Annotated in this window: 19 protein-coding genes and 1 tRNA gene; 13 read left to right on the top strand and 7 right to left on the bottom strand. The window is 68.1% G+C overall.

Going from position 1 to position 18,635, the window contains the following annotated elements:
• Positions 1-67 precede the first annotated feature (67 nt).
• Together M7H19_RS11860 and M7H19_RS18635 are read left to right on the top strand one after the other, a co-directional pair.
• Positions 68-140 (top strand) — tRNA-Phe (locus M7H19_RS11860).
• 152 nt (positions 141-292) lie between these two features.
• On the top strand, positions 293-427 hold the full coding sequence (locus tag M7H19_RS18635) for a DUF6194 family protein (RefSeq protein ID WP_363321370.1): 135 nt from the start codon (positions 293-295) through the stop codon (positions 425-427).
• Between the two features lie 155 nt (positions 428-582).
• Here the strand turns inward: M7H19_RS18635 and M7H19_RS11855 are convergent, their stop codons facing one another.
• A complete protein-coding gene (locus tag M7H19_RS11855) occupies positions 583-1,101 on the bottom strand; it encodes a YceI family protein (RefSeq protein WP_298180800.1) in 519 nt (172 codons plus the stop codon).
• 103 nt (positions 1,102-1,204) lie between these two features.
• On the opposite strand from M7H19_RS11855, the gene M7H19_RS11850 reads away from it, so the two are divergent.
• The 4 genes from M7H19_RS11850 (at position 1,205) to M7H19_RS11835 (ending at position 4,487) form a co-directional block, all read left to right on the top strand.
• Complete coding sequence (locus tag M7H19_RS11850) at positions 1,205-1,618, top strand: cytidine deaminase (protein WP_298180798.1); 414 nt, start codon at positions 1,205-1,207, stop codon at positions 1,616-1,618.
• Between the two features lie 136 nt (positions 1,619-1,754).
• A complete protein-coding gene (locus tag M7H19_RS11845) occupies positions 1,755-2,471 on the top strand; it encodes a (Fe-S)-binding protein (protein WP_298180811.1) in 717 nt (238 codons plus the stop codon).
• Entirely contained in the window at positions 2,453-3,880 is a 1,428-nt protein-coding gene (locus tag M7H19_RS11840; RefSeq protein ID WP_298180796.1) for a LutB/LldF family L-lactate oxidation iron-sulfur protein, read from the top strand. Before M7H19_RS11845 ends, M7H19_RS11840 begins: the two co-directional genes overlap by 19 nt.
• On the top strand, positions 3,873-4,487 hold the full coding sequence (locus M7H19_RS11835) for a lactate utilization protein C (RefSeq protein ID WP_298180794.1): 615 nt from the start codon (positions 3,873-3,875) through the stop codon (positions 4,485-4,487). The genes M7H19_RS11840 and M7H19_RS11835 overlap by 8 nt, the downstream gene beginning before the upstream one ends.
• A 25-nt stretch (positions 4,488-4,512) precedes the next feature.
• Here M7H19_RS11835 and M7H19_RS11830 read toward each other — a convergent pair whose 3' ends face one another.
• Positions 4,513-7,272 carry an EAL domain-containing protein gene (locus M7H19_RS11830; protein WP_298180792.1) on the bottom strand — a complete coding sequence of 920 codons (2,760 nt, stop codon included), beginning with the start codon at positions 7,270-7,272 and terminating at the stop codon, positions 4,513-4,515.
• 209 nt (positions 7,273-7,481) lie between these two features.
• Here M7H19_RS11830 and M7H19_RS11825 point away from each other — a divergent pair, with 209 nt between their 5' ends.
• A complete protein-coding gene (locus tag M7H19_RS11825) occupies positions 7,482-8,681 on the top strand; it encodes a beta-ketoacyl synthase N-terminal-like domain-containing protein (RefSeq protein WP_298180790.1) in 1,200 nt (399 codons plus the stop codon).
• A 6-nt stretch (positions 8,682-8,687) separates the two neighbouring features.
• Here M7H19_RS11825 and M7H19_RS11820 read toward each other — a convergent pair whose 3' ends face one another.
• The gene (locus M7H19_RS11820) at positions 8,688-9,119 is read right to left on the bottom strand and encodes an OsmC family peroxiredoxin (protein ID WP_298180788.1); all 432 of its coding nucleotides are present in this window, start codon (positions 9,117-9,119) and stop codon (positions 8,688-8,690) included.
• 672 nt (positions 9,120-9,791) lie between these two features.
• The gene (locus M7H19_RS11815) at positions 9,792-10,094 is read right to left on the bottom strand and encodes a glutaredoxin domain-containing protein (RefSeq protein ID WP_298180787.1); all 303 of its coding nucleotides are present in this window, start codon (positions 10,092-10,094) and stop codon (positions 9,792-9,794) included.
• Between the two features lie 76 nt (positions 10,095-10,170).
• Between M7H19_RS11815 and M7H19_RS11810 the strand changes: the two genes are divergently transcribed.
• Complete coding sequence (locus M7H19_RS11810) at positions 10,171-10,896, top strand: hypothetical protein (RefSeq protein WP_298180786.1); 726 nt, start codon at positions 10,171-10,173, stop codon at positions 10,894-10,896.
• A gap of 9 nt (positions 10,897-10,905) precedes the next feature.
• Here M7H19_RS11810 and M7H19_RS11805 read toward each other — a convergent pair whose 3' ends face one another.
• Positions 10,906-12,366, bottom strand: a complete 1,461-nt coding sequence (locus M7H19_RS11805; RefSeq protein WP_298180784.1) for an NAD-dependent succinate-semialdehyde dehydrogenase — start codon at positions 12,364-12,366, stop codon at positions 10,906-10,908.
• A 75-nt stretch (positions 12,367-12,441) separates the two neighbouring features.
• Here M7H19_RS11805 and M7H19_RS11800 point away from each other — a divergent pair, with 75 nt between their 5' ends.
• From M7H19_RS11800 to M7H19_RS11790, 3 genes are all read left to right on the top strand, one after another.
• On the top strand, positions 12,442-12,960 hold the full coding sequence (locus M7H19_RS11800; protein ID WP_298180782.1) for a hypothetical protein: 519 nt from the start codon (positions 12,442-12,444) through the stop codon (positions 12,958-12,960).
• A 110-nt stretch (positions 12,961-13,070) separates the two neighbouring features.
• On the top strand, positions 13,071-15,032 hold the full coding sequence (locus M7H19_RS11795) for an FUSC family protein (RefSeq protein WP_298180780.1): 1,962 nt from the start codon (positions 13,071-13,073) through the stop codon (positions 15,030-15,032).
• Between the two features lie 57 nt (positions 15,033-15,089).
• The gene (locus M7H19_RS11790; protein WP_298180778.1) at positions 15,090-15,326 is read left to right on the top strand and encodes an antitoxin; all 237 of its coding nucleotides are present in this window, start codon (positions 15,090-15,092) and stop codon (positions 15,324-15,326) included.
• Between the two features lie 45 nt (positions 15,327-15,371).
• Here M7H19_RS11790 and M7H19_RS11785 read toward each other — a convergent pair whose 3' ends face one another.
• Together M7H19_RS11785 and M7H19_RS11780 are read right to left on the bottom strand one after the other, a co-directional pair.
• The gene (locus M7H19_RS11785) at positions 15,372-16,349 is read right to left on the bottom strand and encodes a prephenate dehydrogenase (protein ID WP_298180776.1); all 978 of its coding nucleotides are present in this window, start codon (positions 16,347-16,349) and stop codon (positions 15,372-15,374) included.
• A gap of 18 nt (positions 16,350-16,367) precedes the next feature.
• Positions 16,368-17,600 carry a M20 family metallopeptidase gene (locus M7H19_RS11780; protein WP_298180774.1) on the bottom strand — a complete coding sequence of 411 codons (1,233 nt, stop codon included), beginning with the start codon at positions 17,598-17,600 and terminating at the stop codon, positions 16,368-16,370.
• A 72-nt stretch (positions 17,601-17,672) separates the two neighbouring features.
• Here M7H19_RS11780 and M7H19_RS11775 point away from each other — a divergent pair, with 72 nt between their 5' ends.
• The gene (locus M7H19_RS11775; protein WP_298180808.1) at positions 17,673-18,155 is read left to right on the top strand and encodes a tRNA adenosine deaminase-associated protein; all 483 of its coding nucleotides are present in this window, start codon (positions 17,673-17,675) and stop codon (positions 18,153-18,155) included.
• Positions 18,152-18,616: a nucleoside deaminase gene (locus M7H19_RS11770; protein WP_298180772.1), complete on the top strand. Its 465-nt coding sequence runs from the start codon at positions 18,152-18,154 to the stop codon at positions 18,614-18,616. Before M7H19_RS11775 ends, M7H19_RS11770 begins: the two co-directional genes overlap by 4 nt.
• Positions 18,617-18,635 lie beyond the last annotated feature (19 nt).

Here is an 18,635-nt window from a genome sequence, read left to right as displayed (position 1 = left end):
CGGCGAAGGTCGCGGGTTCGAGTCCCGTCAGGGTCGCAACGGCGTTCCGGTGGTGGACCGGCGTCCTGGCCAGGTAGCTCAGTTGGTAGAGCGTCCGCCTGAAAAGCGGAAGGTCGCCGGTTCGACCCCGGCCCTGGCCACGGTCATAAAGTTTCAAAAAGACCTGCCCTTTCTGGGCAGGTCTTTTTCGTATGCCTGGGGGCGGTCGCGGGTTTCGTCGGACGAAACCGTAGTAGCCCTCCGGCCGTCGGGTCTCCGGTTGCTGTCGTCGGTCATTCGTTCGTGGTGATCGCTGCTGTCCTGGCAGCACTGGGTATGCGTGCTCAATCCGCGGCAGATCTGGCCGGTGGTGCGCGGACTGCTGGATGAGGCGGCCGCGTTCGCCGTCCGCAAGTACGACAACGCGAGGAGGCGGCGAATCCACTGATGAAGGCATGTCCGCGGACGTGACAGCACGTTCGCGAAAAGATCATCGGGTACGCGCCTTCGAGGTGTTGTCGACACGCGTCGAAAGCAAGGCCGAACCGGATGGATCGCGGCGGCCGAGACGGGTTCGTCGGTATCGCGGCCCCCGGAAACAGGTCACCTTCGTACGCAGCGCACGATCGAGGAGAAGAGAAGGTAGCGCCCGGCCATGCCGGGGGTCGCGGTCACTCCGAACTCGGTGCGGTCGACACGTGCCGCGGCGCGGACGGTGAAGGAATCGCCGTCCAGGGCGGTGCTCTCCATGAGGAGCGTGACGGGCTTGGTCACGCCGCGCACCGTCAACGCGCCCGTGATCGTCCCGCCGTCCCACCGCTGCGAAGTGAAGGTGATCGTCGGGTGCCGGTCGGTGTCGAGGTACATCGGCGAGCGCACGACCTTGTCCCGCATGGCGACCGGGGTGCGGAAGCTGGTCGCGTCGATCTCGACCCGGATGTCGGACTCGCCGACCGGCTCGGCGATGTCGACGGTCCCGCTGGAGATGGTGAAAGTCCCGCGTACCGGGAGCAGTCCGAACAGGTGTGTCGTGTTGAACGTGACTGTGGAGTGCGCGGTGTCGATCTCGTAGCGTCCGGGTCGGGGAGTCGTCGTGGTGATGTCCGCCTGGTCCGTTGTCATGATCACATTCAATCGCAGTTCGTGTGTTAAGCAACACATTCGACCACAACGAATCGGTCCGCGACTTCGCCGAAGATGACCTTTTGCGCTGTAGGCTGCGCGGATGGATATCGGTGCCCGGCTCGTCGCCGCCGCGACCGAGCTGCTCGACGACCGGTTTCCCGGGGAGTCCGAAGCCGGAGCCGCCGCGATGGTGCTGGACGACGGCACGGTCCTCACCAGCACCGCTCCACCGGCGTTGAACCCGGCCGTCGAACTGTGCCACGAGGTCGGTGCCCTGTGCGAGGCGTATCGGCTCGGCCGGACGGTCGTGGCCTCGGCCTGTGTCGTTCGCCCGGGCCGGGAAGCCGACGCCTGGGTCCTCACCCCATGCGGTGTGTGCCAGGAACGCCTCCGTGTCCACGGCCCCGAAGTACTGGTCGCCGTGCCCGAACCCGACGACCCGGCGCGGTGGCGAATGGTCCGACTGGGTGAACTCCAGCCGCATTGGTGGCGGGCCGTGTTCGACGAGTCGTGAGCCGACCCGAGCCCGGGTTCTCACACTTGGTCGGAAGGTGATCGCGACATTACGCTCGATGCGTGCTGTCCCAGGCAAGGAGAGAACCGACGCCCCCGTCGGACGACGAGGTGGGGAACCCGTGAGCACACCGCGCGTGGCGCTGTTCGCGACCTGCCTCACCGACACGCTGTACCCCGACACCGCCAAGGCCGTGCTCCGGCTGCTCGAACGGCTCGGCTGCGAGGTCGATTTCCCGCTGGGACAGACGTGCTGCGGGCAGATGCACTACAACACCGGCTACTACGACGAGGCCGAACCGCTCGCCCGCCGCTATGCGGAGGTGTTCGACGGCTACGACTACGTGGTGGCCCCTTCGGGTTCCTGTGCCGGAATGGTCCGAAAGCTCCATCCCGACGTGTGTGGCAACAGCCCCGCCGTCGAACGCACCTACGAACTCAGCGAGTTCATTGTGGATGTCCTCGGGGTCACCGACGTCGGCGCGTACTTCCCGCACCGGGTGACCTACCACCCCACGTGTCACTCGCTGCGCATGCTCGGGGTGGGTGACAAGCCGCTGCGCCTGCTGCGCGAGGTGAAGGGCCTCCAACTGGTCGAGTTGCCGCAGGCGGAACAGTGCTGCGGCTTCGGCGGCACGTTCGCGTTGAAGAACGCGGAGACGTCCACCGCCATGCTGGCCGACAAGATGCGGTGCGTGCAGGACACGGGCGCGCAGGTGCTCACCGCCGGCGACAACTCGTGTCTGATGCACATCGGCGGCGGCCTGTCCCGGCTGCGCACCGGCGTGCGAAGCGTGCACCTGGCGGAAATCCTGGCGAGTACGGAGGAACAGCCGTGGGTCGCAACCCCGTGACGTGGCTCGGCAGCCCGACGTTCCCTCGCGCGGCCCACACCGCGCTCGGTGACACACAACTGCGCACCAACCTGCGCAAGGCGACGACCTCCATCCGGGCCAAGCGTGCCGAGGCTGTCGCGGAGCTGTCCGACTGGGAAGAGCTGCGCAGGGCGGGCGAGGCTATCAAGGACGATGTGCTCGCCCACCTCGACACCTATCTGGTGCGGCTGGAGGAGGCCGTGACCGCTCGCGGCGGCGTGGTGCACTGGGCTCGCGACGCCGAGGAGGCCAACCGCATCGTGCTCGACCTCGTGCGGGCCAAAGACGCCGACGAGGTCGTCAAGGTCAAATCCATGGCCACCGCCGAGATCGGCCTGAACCCCTACCTGGAGGCGGCCGGTGTTCGGCCCGTCGAGACCGATCTCGCCGAGCTGATCGTGCAACTCGGAAACGACCGGCCCTCGCACATCCTCGTACCCGCGATCCACCGCAACCGCGCCGAGATCAAGGACATCTTCGTGCGTGGGATGTCGGAGGTGCCCGCCTCGGACGACCCGCGGGACCTGGCCGAAGCGGCGCGGAAGCACCTGCGACGCAAGTTCCTCTCCGCCAAGGTCGCGATCTCGGGAGCCAACTTCGCCGTCGCGGAGACCGGCTCCATCGCCGTCGTCGAGTCGGAGGGCAACGGGCGCATGTGCCTGACCCTGCCCGAAACACTGATCACCGTGATGGGGATCGAGAAACTCGTCCCGACGTGGCGCGACCTGGAGGTCTTCCTACAGTTGCTGCCGCGTTCGTCGACGGCCGAACGCATGAACCCGTACACGTCCGTCTGGTCAGGCGTGACACCGGGAGACGGTCCGAGCGAGTTCCACCTCGTGCTGTTGGACAACGGTCGCACCACCGCGCTGGCCGACGAGGTGGGCAGACAGGCGTTGCGGTGCATCCGCTGCTCGGCGTGCCTCAACGTGTGTCCCGTCTATGAGCGCACAGGCGGGCAGGCCTATGGCTCGGTGTATCCGGGGCCGATCGGTGCGATCCTCGCGCCGCAGCTCGTCGGGGACATGGACGATGAGCAGGCCGCGTCGTTGCCGTACGCGTCGTCGCTCTGCGGCGCCTGCTACGAGGTGTGTCCCGTGCGCATCGACATTCCCGAGGTGCTCACGCACCTGCGGTCGCAGGCTGTGCAGGCGAAGTCGAGACGTGACCCCGAGGCGTTGGCCATGGCGGGTGCCGCATGGATGTTCCGCGATCCCCGCCGATACGAAGCGGCACAACGGATCGGGGCACTGTCGCGTTTCCTCGCCGGCGACGACGGCCGGATCAAACGCCTGCCGTGGCCAGGTTCGAAGTGGACGGACAGTCGGGACGTCCCGGCGGTGCCGAAGGAGTCGTTCCGCATGTGGTGGAGGCGGAACCGTGGCTAGTGCGAGAGCGGAGATCCTGGCGCGGATCCGTGCCGTGTCCCGGCCCGAACCGCCCCCGGTGCCGAGAGACTACGAACAGACCCGCAGAGCCGACGACCCCGTGGGACTGTTCACCGAGCGGATAGAACACTACAAAGCCACCGTCCATCGAGTGACCGAGGACGAACTACCCGCGCGGATCAGGGCTTGCCTGGTCGATCGTGACGCAAGGACGATGGTGGCTCCCGCCGACCTGCCCGCGAGCTGGCGTGTGAGCGAAGTGCGCTGGGCGCTCGACGAACCGGCCTTGGAGCTCCCCGAAGTGGACTCGGCCGACGGGGTATTGACCGGTTGCGCGGTCGCGATCGCCGAGACCGGCACCGTCGTCCTCGACACCGGTGCAGCACAGGGCAGACGACTGCTCACACTCGTACCGGACTATCACCTGTGCGTGGTGCGTGCCGACCAGATCGAGGTGAGTGTGCCGGAGGCGCTGCGGAGACTGGACCCCGGACGTCCCCTGACGTTCGTGAGCGGACCCTCGGCCACCAGCGACATCGAACTCGACCGGGTGGAGGGCGTGCACGGCCCGAGAACACTCGAAGTGCTGGTGGTGGACGCGTCGTGAGATGACGGCTCGGGCGGACCTGCCGCTATTCGAACACCTCGTTCGCGGGGGCCGGCCTTCCGAGGTGGAAGCCCTGTGCCTGATCACAACCGAGTTCCCGCAGGATGGTGATCTGCCGTTCGTTCTCCGTGCCCTCGGCGATCACCGTGAGACCCATCGAGTGAGCCATCGTGATGATCCCCTTGATGATCGCCTCGGCGTCGGGGTGACTGGGTCCGTCGAGTCCCGCCACGAACGAGCGGTCGATCTTCAGCGTGTCCAGCGGAAGTTTCCACAGCTGCGCCAGCGACGAATAACCCGTGCCGAAGTCGTCGATCGCCAACCGCACCCCGAGTTCCCGCAACGCGGTGAGCACTTCGGCCGCGGCCTCCGGTTCCTGCATCAGGGCGCTCTCGGTGATCTCCAGGCACAGCTCGCCCGGCGGCAGTCCCGTCGTGCGAAGGGCGTCGTTCACGGCGGGCACCACCGAACCGTCGTCGAGTTGACGTGCCGACACGTTCACGGCGAGCCGGGTGGGCACACCGCTGCGCTTGCGCCGAAACGCCAGCTCCTGCGTCGCGGCGCGCAGCATGTGCCCGCCGATCAGGTTGATGAGGTCGCTCTCCTCGGCCAGTGGAATGAATTCGCCCGGAGAGATCTCCCCGTGCACGGGATGGTTCCAGCGCAACAGTCCCTCGACGGCCACCCGCCGGTGTGTGCGCAGATCCACCACGGGCTGATAGGCCACCCACAACTGACCGTCCCGGACGGACTCGCGCAGGTCCTGTTCCAACCGCAGTTGCCGCTGCACCCGCTCCCGCAGTTCGACATCGAAGAACTCGTGTCTGCCCCGCCCACGCATCTTCGCCTGATACATGGCCACGTCGGCGTCCCGTAGCAGGTCCTCGGCCGAGCGTTCGTCGTTCGCGCGCGCCGTCACCACACCGATGCTGGCGTCGATACGTAGCCTGCGGCCTTCCACGATGATGGGTTCGGCCAGTGCCCGCCGGATATGACCGATGAGGCCCTGGATCTGACCGCTCTGCTCTATACCGGACGCCACGATGGCGAACTCGTCGCCTCCGAGCCTGCCGACCAGGTCGTCGCGCCGCACACAGTTCTTCAGCCGCAGGCCCGCGATACGCAGCACCTTGTCGCCGATGCCGTGCCCCAGTGAGTCGTTGATGACCTTGAACTTGTCCAGGTCAATGAACAACACGCACACCGATCGCCCGTAAGGCTGCCGCAGCATGTCCTCCAACCGCTTCAACAGCAGCGTCCGGTTGGCCAGGTTGGTGAGCGGGTCGTGCGTGGCGTCGTGTTCGAGCCGCTCGCCGATGGCCCGACGTTCGGTGATGTCGGTGAACGACGCCACGACCTCGTGAGGGGGCGCCGTGTTCGGGGCCAACGGTCGACAACTCATCGACAACCACACCCACTGCCCGTCGGGACGCCGGGCCCGCAGCACACGGCCGTTCAACGCGTTGCCGGTGCTCCGCGTCAACGCCGACGGGTACTCACTCGGCGGGATGCGCGCGCCGGATTCGTCGTACAACGGAAACAGCGACGGTGAGCAACCGATCATGGCCTCGACGGGCAGACCGAGGATACGGCCCGCCGCAGGGTTCGCCGAACCGACGAGCCCGTTGCCGTCGATCACCACGACGCCCTCGTCGAGTGCCGTCACCACGGTGCGGTAGCGGCGTTCGACCGCTCTGCGCGCGGTCTCGTCCGCACACATCAGCACGTACCCGTCGTCCATGGGGGAGGCCGACACCCGCACCGTCAACGCGGAACCGTCGGCCTTCCGGTGTTCCACCTCGACGACCCCGCCGTCGGCCACGATGGCCTGCGGGTCGAGCGTCACCCCAACGAGTTCGCTCACGGGCCTGCCCAACGCCGCGTGCTCGCTGTGGCCGTAGACGGCTTCGGCCGCTGGATTCCAGCTGGTCACCATGCCGTCCGACGTCGTCGCGATGATGGCGTCACTGACATGTCGGACCAGCGCCGCCTGGAAGCGCAGCGCGGCCTGCGCGGACTTCTGGGCGGTGATGTCCCGCATGATCACCTGGTAGGCGGGTTCACCCTGCCAGGTGGTGCGCACCGACACCGACTCGACGAACAGCGAACTACCGTCGAGCCTGCACAGACGGACTTCGGTGGGCTCCGTGGCCTCGCCCGGCTCCCGCAACGACGAGACCCGGCGCAGCAACTCCGGTGCCGCGACGGGACGGACGAAGTCGATGATCGGACGGTTCAGCAGCTTCGCGGGATCGTCGGCCTTGACGAACCGGGCCGCTGCCGGGTTGACGTACACCAACTTGCCGTCCTGGTGCACGCAGATCCCTTCGGGACTGAGTTCCACCAGCAGGCGATAGCGATCGGCGAGATCATCCAGTGCCTGCGCGTTACTGAACCGCTCAGTCACGTCCGTGGCGATTCCCACGAGCCGTTCGACCGTTCCTGTCGCGGCATTGCCTTGAGCGCGAGCGAGAAAGCGCGTCCATCGGGTTTCACCGCCGGGCGTCGTGTGACATTGCTCAAGATCAAAATTGTGCCATACCGGGCAATTTCTCGCCGCGAAGGTCAACGGCTCGAGTAAATCCAGCAGACGCCGACGAACGACATCCGAGTTATCGGTGTCCACTCCGAGAATCCCGGCCAGCTCGGGGCTCCACGTGACATCGTGATCGGAGAGGTTCACGGACCACGCGCCTGCGGTGATCGCGGTGAGCGCAAGGTCGGTGACGTCCTCCCGGCTACGCGACGACCAGGTGGACAACTCGTCGTGGGTGTACGCCTCCATGCTCAGTCCATCCGCCGCACGTTCCCAGGTGTTGATTACAGCATGAAATCACCGCTGGGCGAATAGGAGGAATTGTCTCGCAGTTGCCGCTGCGTGCATCTTGAGCGCCCCTCGAAGTCCATCACTCGAGTAGGCGGTTGTTTCGGTCCACACCGTTCGGCGAACCGAGCCGCCTGTAGCAGGAAACCGGACGAAAGTGAGGAAGCATCTTGAGTCCACAAGGCGGAATTGAGATTTGTGGAGTCGGCGCCGTCACCGGCTACGGCTGGGGGCGGAAGGCATTGTGGGACGGGCTGCGGTCGGCGAAACCGGCGGCGACGCTGACCCACGGCTACGGCTCCGACCGCCCCGACAGTGACGGCGGCATCGGTACCACGTTCGGTGAGAACTGCGGTTGGGTCGCCAGAGTGCCGCAAGGGGGCGATTCCGCGGACGGCAGGGGGCGGTTCGCTCGAGCCATGCGGGCGGCGGCACGCGAAGCCATCGACGACGCCCTGCGACGTGGCTGGCGGCAAGGGCGCCGCGTGGGACTGCTGCACGCCGTCGTGCTCGGCGAGGTCGACCTGTGGAAGGACTTCTATCTGCTGGAACACGGCGACATCAGGGCAAGGGAGTACTTGGCACTGATGCCGTCGACACCGATGTCCACCCTCATGCAGGAGTACGGCTTCCACGGTCCCGCGATGAACGTCTCAGCCATGTGCGCATCGGGTAACGCCGGTCTGCTCACCGCCAAACTGTGGCTGGACGCGGGACTCGTCGACGACGTGGTGCTCGTGGCCACCGACCTGTCACTCACGCCGGAGAACGTCCGACACTTCGTGCGGCTCGGGGTCACGGTGGTCGACGCCGAACCCCTCGACGGATGCCGACCGTTCCAGGAGGGCAGTCGCGGGTTCGTGATGGGGGAGGCGTCCGTGGCGTTCGTACTGTCCCGGAAGACACGCACGCCGTACACCACGGTGCTGGGCGGTGCCATGTCGCACGACGCCTACCACGCCACGTCGATCGATCCGGAACTGTCGCAGGTGCGACGGTGCTTCACCGAGGCACTCGACAACGCGGGGGTACCGGCGAGCGCCGTCGGCTACCTCAACGCGCACGGGCCCGGCACCCGACAGTGCGACACGACGGAGTCGGTGCTGGCCGACGAATTGTTCGGAGACGACACGGGCGTGTATTCGGTCAAGCCGTTGGTGGGGCACTGCCAGGGCGCGGCGGCTGCCGTGGAGCTGGCGGTCACCGCGATGGGCTACGACTACGGCTATGTGCCCGCACCGCTTCGGGTGGCGCAGGCGCACCCGAAGCTGCGAAACGGCATTGTGGACATCGACGACCGGCTCACCATGAAGTCGTCACTGGGCATGGGCGGTCATAACTCGGCCGTCGTCCTCGCCCCGCCGAAATAAACCGGGTCAGGCCAAGGACGCGTCCATGGTGATCGTGGTGCCGGCCAGCGCGCGGCTCACCGGGCACGTGTCCTTGGCCTTCTGGGCGATCGTGTCGAAGCGTTCATCGTCGATGCCGTCCACCGAGGCGCGCAGGGTGATCGCGACGGTGCTGATGGCCAACCCGCCGTCGCTGGGTTCGACGGTCACCGACGCGCTGGAGTCGATGGAGTTCGGCGTCAGCCCCTCCTTCTCAAGGGTGCCCGCGAGGTTCATGGCCAGGCAGGAAGCCTGGGCCGCCGCGATCAACTCCTCGGGACTGGTGGTGCCCTCGGGCTCGCCGGTCCGGCGGGGGAACGTGACCGTGAACTGTGCCGAGTTGGACGAGTCGAGTGTCAGCGTGCCCGTGCCGGAGTTCAATCCACCGGTCCATTGAGTGGTCGCGTCGCGTGTGGCCATGTCTGCTCCTTCGACGGCTGGTCGTCCGTTCCTTCGTACCTCGATGGTCCCGCCGTCGCGGGGTGGTCGCCATTCGTGCGGGCCGCCACGAGGCCGAGGAAAACGGCTACTCGGTCGATCGTGTGATGAAAGAACGCGTCGACCCGTGGTGCGTGATGAGCGCGATGAGCAGGTTTTCGCGGCCGGGAAAGTATCGGTACGGCGCGGATGACACGGATGACACGGATAACACCGTGCTCGATCCCCGTGCGACCGTGCGCGGAGAGACAGCGGCCCCGCACGCCGACTCGCGACGGGAACGCTCCTGGTCGTGCGGCGGCGCTTGGTGTTCACTGAGTTCAATAGAGAGCGCTGCTCTCGAAACCGGAGAAGGTGGGTTCCATGGCCGCTTCCACGTGATACCTCGAACCTGGACGTCCGACGAAGGTGCTCAACCACATCGTGCGGGCCTTGGCCCGAATCGGGGTGAGTCTGTGGGGCAGTCGGGTGCTGTCGGTAAGAGGGCGGAAGTCCGGGGGAATGGAGAACCACACCCGTCAACGTGCTGACGCTCGACGACGTCCTGCGCCGGGCCGCGCTGAAACATCCCGTGTTCCGGATCGTCCCCGCCTCGGACGAGTAACCGCACCGGTCGATGGGACCGCCGATGAACCAGCGCGGAGTCGGTGAGGGTCAGTGCCGGGAGCCGTAGCCCTGAACAGCGGGCTGGGCGAGATCGAACAGATGCGGTGCCTCTTCCCGCACCACCTCGTTGAGCTCGTCCATACTCGGATTGACCAGCGCTCGCCGCCCGATGAAGACCGTGGGGACGGTCTCGTCGCCACCCGTGACCGAACGCACGCGTGCGGCGGCCTCGGAGTCCTCCCAAATGTTGATTTCCCGCACCGGCAGACCGCTTTCACGGAGCCGACCGCGCAGGATCGCGCAGAACGGGCAACCCGGTCGCCAGTAGAACTCGATCTGGTTAGTATCCAAGGTTTCTCCTCCCTCCCGACACCGTAACCATGCCGAAACGTGGCTCGATCGCCCGCCCTACGGGAAACCTGTGCCCATGCCTGCGAAGCCTGCGACCAAGCATTTCGAGGCCGTGGCCGACGAACTCTACGGGGCGAGCCCCGGCGAATTCATATCCATTCGGGAGCGACACGCGGCGCGAGCCCGCCGTGAGGGTGAGAAAGATCTCGCCGAACGCATCCATCGGCTACGCAAGCCCACCACCGCCGCCGCGCTGGTGAATCGATTGTCCCGGCGGCACGCCGACGAGGTCACGTCCCTCGTCCGACTCGGCGACCGACTGCGCCGGGCCCACCGTGACCTCGCCGGGGATCGGCTCCGGGAACTGACCCACGAGCGACACGAGCGGGTTCGTGCCCTGGCCGACCGGGCGCGGGCACTCGCCATGAGCACGCTCGGCGAGTCGGTGCGCCGTGAGATCGAGGCGACGCTGGAAGCCGCGGTGAGCGATGAGGAGTCCGCCCGCGCGCTGATCGAAGGGCGCCTTGCCACCGCGTTGTCGCCGAGGGACGTGTTCGGGTCCGCCCTGTCGACGGGCGAGCCCGGGGCGAAGTCGGCGCGGTCCGCACCTCGACGTGACGAACGACAGGAACAGGAACGCGCCCGCCGCGACGCGGAAGCGCGGGCCCGCCAGGCCCGCGACGACGCGCGCAGGGAACTACGCACCGCCGAGCGGGAGGAAGCCAAGGCACGTCGACGCACCGAAACGGCCAGGGCCGCGTTGGACGCGGCGGACCAGGAGGTACGGCGCCACACGCGGTGATCCGCCGCGTCACGACCGCAGAGTCAACGCCAGGTATTTCGTCTCCAGGTATTCCCCGATGCCCTCGTCGCCGCCTTCGCGCCCGAATCCGGACGCCTTCACCCCGCCGAACGGCGCCGAGGCGTTGGACACCAGTCCGGTGTTGACGCCGACCATGCCGGTGTCCAGTCCCTCGCCCACGCGCACCGCACGGTCCAGGTCGCGGGTGAACACGTAACCCACCAGCCCGTACTCGGTGCCGTTGGCTTCGCTCAACGCCTCTTCCTCGGTGTCGAACGTCGTCACCGGAGCCACCGGCCCGAACACCTCCTCCCGGAGGATGCGGGCGTCCTCGGGGACGTCGGCGAGCACCGTGGGGCGGTAGAAGTAGCCGTCCCCCTCGGCGGGACTCCCGCCCGTGGTCGCCCGCGCGCCGCGTTCGACCGCGTCCCCGACGAGCTCGGAGACCTTGCCGCGTTGGCCCTCGTTGACGAGTGGCCCGACGGCGACGTCCGACTCCGTGCCGTGCCCCATGCGCAGCCCCGCCATCCGATCGGTGAGACGACGGGTGAATTCCTCGGCGATCGAGGACTGGACGAGGAATCGGTTGGCGGCCACGCAGGATTCGCCGTTGTTGCGCATCTTCGCGGTCACCGCACCGTCCACCGCGACATCGAGATCGGCGTCGTCGAAGACGAGGAAAGCGGCGTTGCCGCCGAGCTCCATGGACATGCGCTGGAGGTTCGGCGCGCACTGCTCCACGAGCTTGCGACCGACCTCTGTGGACCCGGTGAACGACAGTTTCCGCACGCGGGGATCGGTGAGCACGGGACCCGTGACCCGGCTTGCCGACGTGCTCGGCACGACGTTCAGCACCCCGCCGGGCAGCCCTGCCTCGGTGAGCAGGTCGGCCAGGGCGAGCATCGACAACGGCGTCAGCTGTGCCGGTTTGACGATCATCGTGCAGCCCGCCGCGACAGCGGGGCCGATCTTGCGGGTGCCCATGGCCAGCGGAAAGTTCCACGGTGTGATCAACAGGCAGGGGCCGACGGGCCGGCGGGTGACGACCATGCGTCCACCGCCGTCCGGGTTGCGTTTGTAGTTGCCGTCGATACGTACCGCTTCCTCGGAGAACCACCGGAAGTACTCGGCGGCGTAGGTGACCTCGGCGCGGGACTCAGTGAGGCTTTTGCCCATCTCCAGCGTCATGAGCAGAGCGAGGTCGTCGGCACGGTCGGTCATGAGTCGCCAGGCGCGGCGCAGGATCTCACCGCGTTCCCTGGGAGGCGTGGCCGCCCAGGAGTCCTGTGCCCCGACAGCGGCCTCCACCGCAGCCTTCGCGTCGACCCCTTGCCCGTCGGCGACCTCGCACAGCCGCGAACCTCTGCCGGGATCGTCCACGCCGAACACGCTGCCGTCGTCGGAGCCACGCCAGGTGCCGCCGATGAACAACTGTTTCGGAACCCGCTCGATGATCTCGCGCTCGCTCATGCCGCGGGACTACCCGTGGTCGGCGAAGGCGACACCAATGCAACCCGGCGACGGGTTCGTCCCGTCGTAGCCGGTATGCGCACTCTTGCCGCCTTCACCTTGTTACTGCTCGCCGGATGTACGTCCTCGATCGGCCAGGAGGGCTCCGATCGGGGGACGGAGGAGGATGCCGCTCAGAGAACGGAGGCCTACGCGCCCGCGGGAGTGAGCGTGGACATCCCGCCCGGCATGGACGCCGAAGCCGCGGCACTCCAGGTGTGCTGGGAAGGAGACTGCCGCCCGGTCGATGTCGTCCTCGCGCCGGCCACGGAAGTGGACGAATCCTCGTGCGAGGACACCGTTCCGGAAGGGGCTTGCTCGGCACGCGTGCGCAAGACGGGTGGATTCTACGGTTTCGCCGGGATCTCTGACCTACCCGAAAGCCCGGTGCGGGTGACCCTCACCGTCGTCGACGGTGCGGGTAAGGAACTCGTACACCACACGTTGGAGGCCACGCCGCAGCCGGTGTATCCGAACGGACCCACAGGCGACGTGGCCGGGCCGCAACTCGGCTTGGAGGTCGCCGCCGACGGCAGCGTGACCACGCGCCGGTGAAGCACCCGAGACAGCGGTGACGGACCCCGGCGACTCCGCCGCCGCGACACCGCCGGGTGCGTCCGCGCCGGATTTTCGTGAACAGGCTGTGTCGGCGATGGTGCGTCAAGATGGGCCACGTGGACCCGTCCGGTAAACGTGCAGGTAGAGCCCTTCCGTGGTGGCTCGTGCACTTGTTGCGGGCCAACCCCGTACCGATCCGGTGGGCACAGATGGTGCGCGCTGCCGTGGTGTTGTCGGCACCGGTCGCGGTGGGTTACCTGCTCGGCAACATCGGTTACGGGGCGTTGGTGTCCGCGGGTGCTCTGCCGTCGGTCACAGCCGACGTCGTGGGCGCGTATCGTTCCCGCGCGAAACGGTTGTTCGGGGCACTGGGCGCCGCCGTGTTCGGCTTCGCGCTCGGAGTCCTCACCGGGGCGGAAGCGGCCCTGTCCGTGCCCACCGTCATCGTCGTCGCCGCTGTCTCGGCGCTGATCAGCGACGCGGGCAACAACGCCTCCATCGCCGCGCTCCAGCTTTTCGTCTTCACCGTGCTCGGCACCGGACAGGCGACCGTGGGAGTTCCCGTGGAGATCTCACTCGCGTGCTTCGCGGTGGGTGCCGCGTGGGGGCTGGCTGCCGCGTTGGTGGGCTGGACCGTGCGGGCCACGGCCCCGGAACGCAGCGCCGTGGCCCAGGTGTATCTCGAACTCGCGACGATGCTCTCGGCCGTGGCGGCGGGCGACGACGAGACCGCGCTCGTCACCCGACACCGACTCACACGGGCCCTCAACACCGCCTACGACCGTTTGCTGAGCGCGCGGTCGTGGCTGTCGGGACGGGATGACGCCTACCGCAAGCTGCTCAACCGGCTCGTCGCCAGCACATCCGCCATCGAGGCCACCGTGGCCGCCGTCAACGAGGGCATCCACCCACCACGTGAGCTGATCGCGTACCTCACCGACCTGGCGACGGCCGTCTCGGCCGGTGCCCCGTTGCCCTCGCCCCCGACACAGCAGGACGAACGCCCGCAGAACCCGCCCGCCGTCGAAGCGCTGTACGAGGCGTTGCGGGACATCGACACGGAGGAGGAGAAGCTGCGGCGGGCCCGTCCGGCGGCTCGACAGCGCGTGTGGGAATGGCTGCTGTCGTTGACGTCCGGGCCGTTGACCTGGCTGGCGGCCACCCGGCTCACCGTGTGTGTGGCTCTGGCTGAGTTGACCCGTTTCTTCGTGCCCACCGACCGGTCGTACTGGATCACGCTCACCGTCGGTCTGGTGCTCAAACCGGACTTCGGTTCCGTGTTCGGCAGGGCCATCCTGCGGGGGGTCGGCACCGTCGTCGGTGTGGGTATCGGGGCGGCCGCCCTGGCACTGGTGCCGAGCGGGGTGCTCCTCGTGCCTTTCCTCGCCCTGTTCGGCGCGGGCGTGGCCTTCGGCAAGGAACGGCACTACGGCTTGCTGAGCGCGTTCGCGACACCGCTGATCCTGCTGCAGATGGCCCTGTCCTCCGGCGAACACGAAGCCGCCCTGGAACGGCTGGGGGACACCGTGGTGGGGTGCGTGATCGTGCTCGTGTTCGGCTATCTGCTGTGGCCCGGTAGCCGCAGGCCCGTGCTCGGCGGGAACCTCGCCGACGCGGCGGAGGCGATCTCTCACTACAGCGAGTACGCACTACGTCCGCTGCCACGGGCGGAGGACCGCAACGAACGGTCCCGGAGACGGCGCAGGGCCTACAGGGAGCTGTCCGACGTGCGAACGGCGTTTCAGCAGCTCGTGGTGGAGCCTTCCGCGGTGGGACGGCAGGCGGTGGCGTGGTGGCCCGGAATCGTGGCTCTCGAACAGCTCGTCGACGCCATCACCGCGGTGGCCATCACCATCGACCGGAACGCGGCCGACGCACCCGAGGAAAGCGAGGTGCGCAAGGTCCGTACGGCGCTGGCGGAGTTCTCCCTCGCCGTCCGGACCGGCACCTACCCGAACCCTGTCGAGTTGCCCCGGGACGAGCGGCTTTCGGGCGTGAGAAGTCAACTCTCGATGACGTTGGAAGCCATCGTCGGGCCCGACCTGCGCACGTTTCGGCACGTGCGTTGAGCGGTTCGGGTCGACGCTCGCGTTGCGCGATCTCGTGGATGCTGGTGCATTGGAGATATGGCTATCAACCTCAACCAGCTCAAGAGCAAGGCTCAGGACGTACTGAGCAAGAACAGCGACAAGATCGAACAGGGCCTCGACAAGGCGAGCGGCATGGCCAAATCGCGGTTCGGCAAGCAGTCGGACAAGATCGACACGGCGACGCGGAAGGCGAAGTCGTTCCTGCAGAAGAACGCCGGAGGGGGAGACGGGCACGCCGGGCCGTCGGGACAGCAGCCGCCGCCCCAGCCGTGACCACGCGGCCGTAGTCCGCGGAGCCCGCGGACACGCCGCCAGGGGTCAGGGCATCTCGGCGAGTGCGGCGTCGTCGTCGAACGCGGTGATACGGCCTCCCCGCTCACCGACGGCGAGCAGGGACTCGCGGGCGTCGGATGCCGACAGCCGCACGCGCACGTTCGTTCCGCTCGTGCGGCGGTATTCGGCCATCTGCCGCGTGGCCTTGTGGCCCGCGTCGATGGTGGCGGCGAGGCCACCGGTCGAGGCGAGCGAGCCCCGTGCCGCGCCGAGCGCTCCCAGCGCCTCGTCGAGGACGGGCAGCAGTGCCGCCGCGTTCCCCTCGGTCATCGCGCGCACCAGTTCCGGCCTGGTGCCCGCCACGCGGGTGCCGTCGGTGAACGAACCGGCCGCGAGGGCCGCGGCGACAGGGCCTCCGGCCGCGCCGACCGAGGCGAGCACCGCCGCCAGCAGGTGCGGCAGGTGCGATATCCGGGCCACCGTCTCGTCGTGGGCCTCGGAACGCAGAGGCACCACGTGCGCCCCGCAGTCCAGGGCCAGCGTCGCCGCCTCACGCCAGGCGACGAGGTCGGTGTCGGACTCCACCGTGACCACCCACGCGGCCCCGTCGAACAACTCGGACTTGCCCGCCGACCAACCGGATTCGGCCGTTCCCGACATCGGGTGGCCACCCGCGAACCTCGCCGACGGCACCGTGGCCCGCACCGAGTCGTGCACCGGGGTCTTCACACTGGTGACGTCGGTCAGCAGGCAGTCGGGCGCGTGCTTCGCCACTTCGGCGAGCACCGTGTTCAAAGCGGTGAGCGGCACGGCGAGCACCACGACGGCGTCGGAGTCCGCCGCTTCGCGTAGTGCCGCGGCCACGTCGGTGGTCGCGGCGAAGCCGTCGGCCGCCGCCGTTTCGGCGTCCGATGTGGAGGTCGTCGCGCCCCACACCGTTCTGCCCGCATCGGCGGCGGCACGCAACACCGAGCCGCCGATCAGTCCGAGTCCGATCACGCACACGTTCCGCACGGCGCCCATCCTGCCCGATCCCCCCGCCTAGGCACGGAGTGTGTCCAGCGCGTAGGCGGCGTACATGGCGACGCCGTAGGCGAGGGCGTCCTCGTCGTAGCGCACGCGGTTGGAGTGGTTGGGGGCGGCCTCCGCCGGGTCGAGATCGGGTGGGCACGCGCCGAGGAAGGCGAACGCGCCCGGCACACGCTGCAGCACGTAGGAGAAGTCCTCCGCCCCCATGATCGGGTTGGCCATCCGCTGCGGGTAGGTCACACCCAACACCTCGGCGGCGAGGTCGAGCACCCGCTGGGTCTCGGTCTCGTCGGCGACGGTGGCGGGGAATCCGGGCCGAATGTCCGCGACGACCCGGCAGCCGTGGGCCTCGCCGATCCTCTCGCAGACGTTGGGCACCTCGGTGCGCAGGAAACCGCGGGTGCGCTCCGACAGGGTCCGGATGGTTCCTTCCAACTCGGCGGTCTCGGGGATCACGTTGTCGGTGGTGCCGCCCGCGATGCGCGTGACGGTGACGACCGCGGGGTCGAACACGTCCACCGTCCGCGTCACCCGGCTCTGCAGGGCGGTCACCATCTCGGCCGCGGCGGGGATCGGGTCCACAGCGGAGTGCGGCATGGAGCCGTGCCCGCCCTTGCCGATCACCTCGACGGCGAAACTGTCCTCCGAGGCGAGGACCGGGCCGGACTTCGTGGCGATGACGCCGGTGGGCAGGTTGGCGAACGTGTGGATGGCGAACGCGTTCTGCACACGTGTGCCGGCCGCGTCCAGCACACCCTCGTGGATCATGTGCCGGGCACCGTGATGCCCCTCCTCGCCGGGCTGGAACATGAACACGACCGACCCGGCGAGTTCGTCGATGTGGTCGGCGAGCAGCCTCGCCGCGCCCACGAGCATCGCCACGTGGGTGTCGTGGCCGCACGCGTGCATGGCCCCCGGCACCTCGGACGCGAACTCCAACCCGGTGTCCTCGGGCATCGGCAACGCGTCCATGTCGGCCCGCAGCAGCACGGCCGGTCCCGGCTCGGCACCCCGCAACACGGCGGTCACGGACGTCGTCGTGGTGCCGAGCGTGGTTTCGACGGGCAACCCGTCGAGCGCGTCGAGTACCGCCTGCTGGGTCTGGGGCAGTTGGAGACCCACCTCGGGGTGGCGGTGGATCGCGCGCCGCAGAGCGATGGTGGTCCGCTGCAGCGCTTTGGCCTCGTCGAGTAGCCCTGCGAACCGGGCGTCGGGCAGGGAAGGTAGTTCGGTGGGTCCCGTCATGGAATCGATAGTGGCATGTTCGACCGCCACATCTCGTCGGCCATCGGGGCCGCATCGGTATACGGTGGCCTTATGACGGTGAAGGGGCCGGTCGAGGGATTCGCGGTGGCCGTCGTTCGGGAGGACGGCCGGTGGCGTTGTGAGCGACTTGACGACGCTGTGCTCAGCGAGCTGGACACCGCCATCACCGAACTGCGAAGACTGCGTTCGACAGGCGCGGTGTTCGGGCTGCTCGCGGTGGACGACGAGTTCTTCGTCATCGTGCGCCCGGCACCGGGTGGCGTGGCGCTGTTCCTCTCCGACGCGTCGGCGGCGCTGGACTATGACATAGCCGCCGATGTGCTGGAGCTGCTGCGCGCCGAGGCACCCGATGACGACGACGATGTCATCTGGCCCGCCGGAGACCTGGAGATCCTGTCCGATCTCGGCATGCCGGCGCCGGAACTGGAGGTCATCGTCAACGAGGTCGAGCTCTACCCGGACGAGCAGCTGCAGATGATCGCCCAGCGGTGTGGATTCGACGATCAGTACACGGCGGTGCTCGACGAGCTGTGAAACCTCACCCGGGTGATGTGGAGGCGGTGCGCGCCGCCATCGACTTCGCTGAGCGTGCCGTCGGCACGGCCGACGTTCCCATCGGTGCCGTGGTGTTCTCGCCGGACGGGAGGTTGTTGGCCGGCGCGCACAACGCGCGAGAGAAGTCGGGTGACCCCACCGCGCACGCCGAGGTGCTGGCCCTGCGGGAGGCCGCGCGGGTGCACGGCGACGGTTGGCGGCTGGAGGGTTGCACGCTGGCGGTGACGGTGGAGCCGTGCACGATGTGCGCGGGCGCTCTCGTGCTGGCACGGGTGGCGCGTGTGGTGTTCGGGGCGTGGGAACCGAGGACGGGTGCGGTCGGCTCGCTCTGGGACGTGGTGCGGGACCGTAGGCTCAACCATCGCCCCGAGGTCGTCGGAGGAGTGCTGGCACCGGAGTGCTCGGCGCTGTTGAACAGTTTTTTCGCTGATCAGCGGTAGTGGGCCGGGAGGGCCGAGG

This window comes from Saccharomonospora sp. (assembly GCF_027317685.1).
In the GTDB taxonomy this organism is placed as follows: Bacteria; Actinomycetota; Actinomycetes; order Mycobacteriales; family Pseudonocardiaceae; genus Saccharomonospora.
Note: the sequence above shows the minus strand (reverse complement) of the source record. Positions and strands in the feature narration are given on the sequence as shown.

Excerpts from the sequence above, each read along its gene's own strand:
- M7H19_RS11855 (WP_298180800.1), bottom strand. The coding sequence starts at position 1,101 with ATGACAACGGACCAGGCGGACATCACCACGACGACTCCCCGACCCGGA.
- M7H19_RS11785 (WP_298180776.1), bottom strand. The coding sequence starts at position 16,349 with ATGGGCGCCGTGCGGAACGTGTGCGTGATCGGACTCGGACTGATCGGC.
- M7H19_RS11820 (WP_298180788.1), bottom strand. The coding sequence starts at position 9,119 with ATGGCCACACGCGACGCGACCACTCAATGGACCGGTGGATTGAACTCC.
- M7H19_RS11830 (WP_298180792.1), bottom strand. The coding sequence starts at position 7,272 with ATGGAGGCGTACACCCACGACGAGTTGTCCACCTGGTCGTCGCGTAGC.
- M7H19_RS11775 (WP_298180808.1), top strand. The coding sequence starts at position 17,673 with ATGACGGTGAAGGGGCCGGTCGAGGGATTCGCGGTGGCCGTCGTTCGG.
- M7H19_RS11810 (WP_298180786.1), top strand. The coding sequence starts at position 10,171 with ATGCCTGCGAAGCCTGCGACCAAGCATTTCGAGGCCGTGGCCGACGAA.
- M7H19_RS11805 (WP_298180784.1), bottom strand. The coding sequence starts at position 12,366 with ATGAGCGAGCGCGAGATCATCGAGCGGGTTCCGAAACAGTTGTTCATC.
- M7H19_RS11795 (WP_298180780.1), top strand. The coding sequence starts at position 13,071 with ATGGGCCACGTGGACCCGTCCGGTAAACGTGCAGGTAGAGCCCTTCCG.
- M7H19_RS11850 (WP_298180798.1), top strand. The coding sequence starts at position 1,205 with ATGGATATCGGTGCCCGGCTCGTCGCCGCCGCGACCGAGCTGCTCGAC.
- M7H19_RS11790 (WP_298180778.1), top strand. The coding sequence starts at position 15,090 with ATGGCTATCAACCTCAACCAGCTCAAGAGCAAGGCTCAGGACGTACTG.
- M7H19_RS11800 (WP_298180782.1), top strand. The coding sequence starts at position 12,442 with ATGCGCACTCTTGCCGCCTTCACCTTGTTACTGCTCGCCGGATGTACG.
- M7H19_RS11780 (WP_298180774.1), bottom strand. The coding sequence starts at position 17,600 with ATGACGGGACCCACCGAACTACCTTCCCTGCCCGACGCCCGGTTCGCA.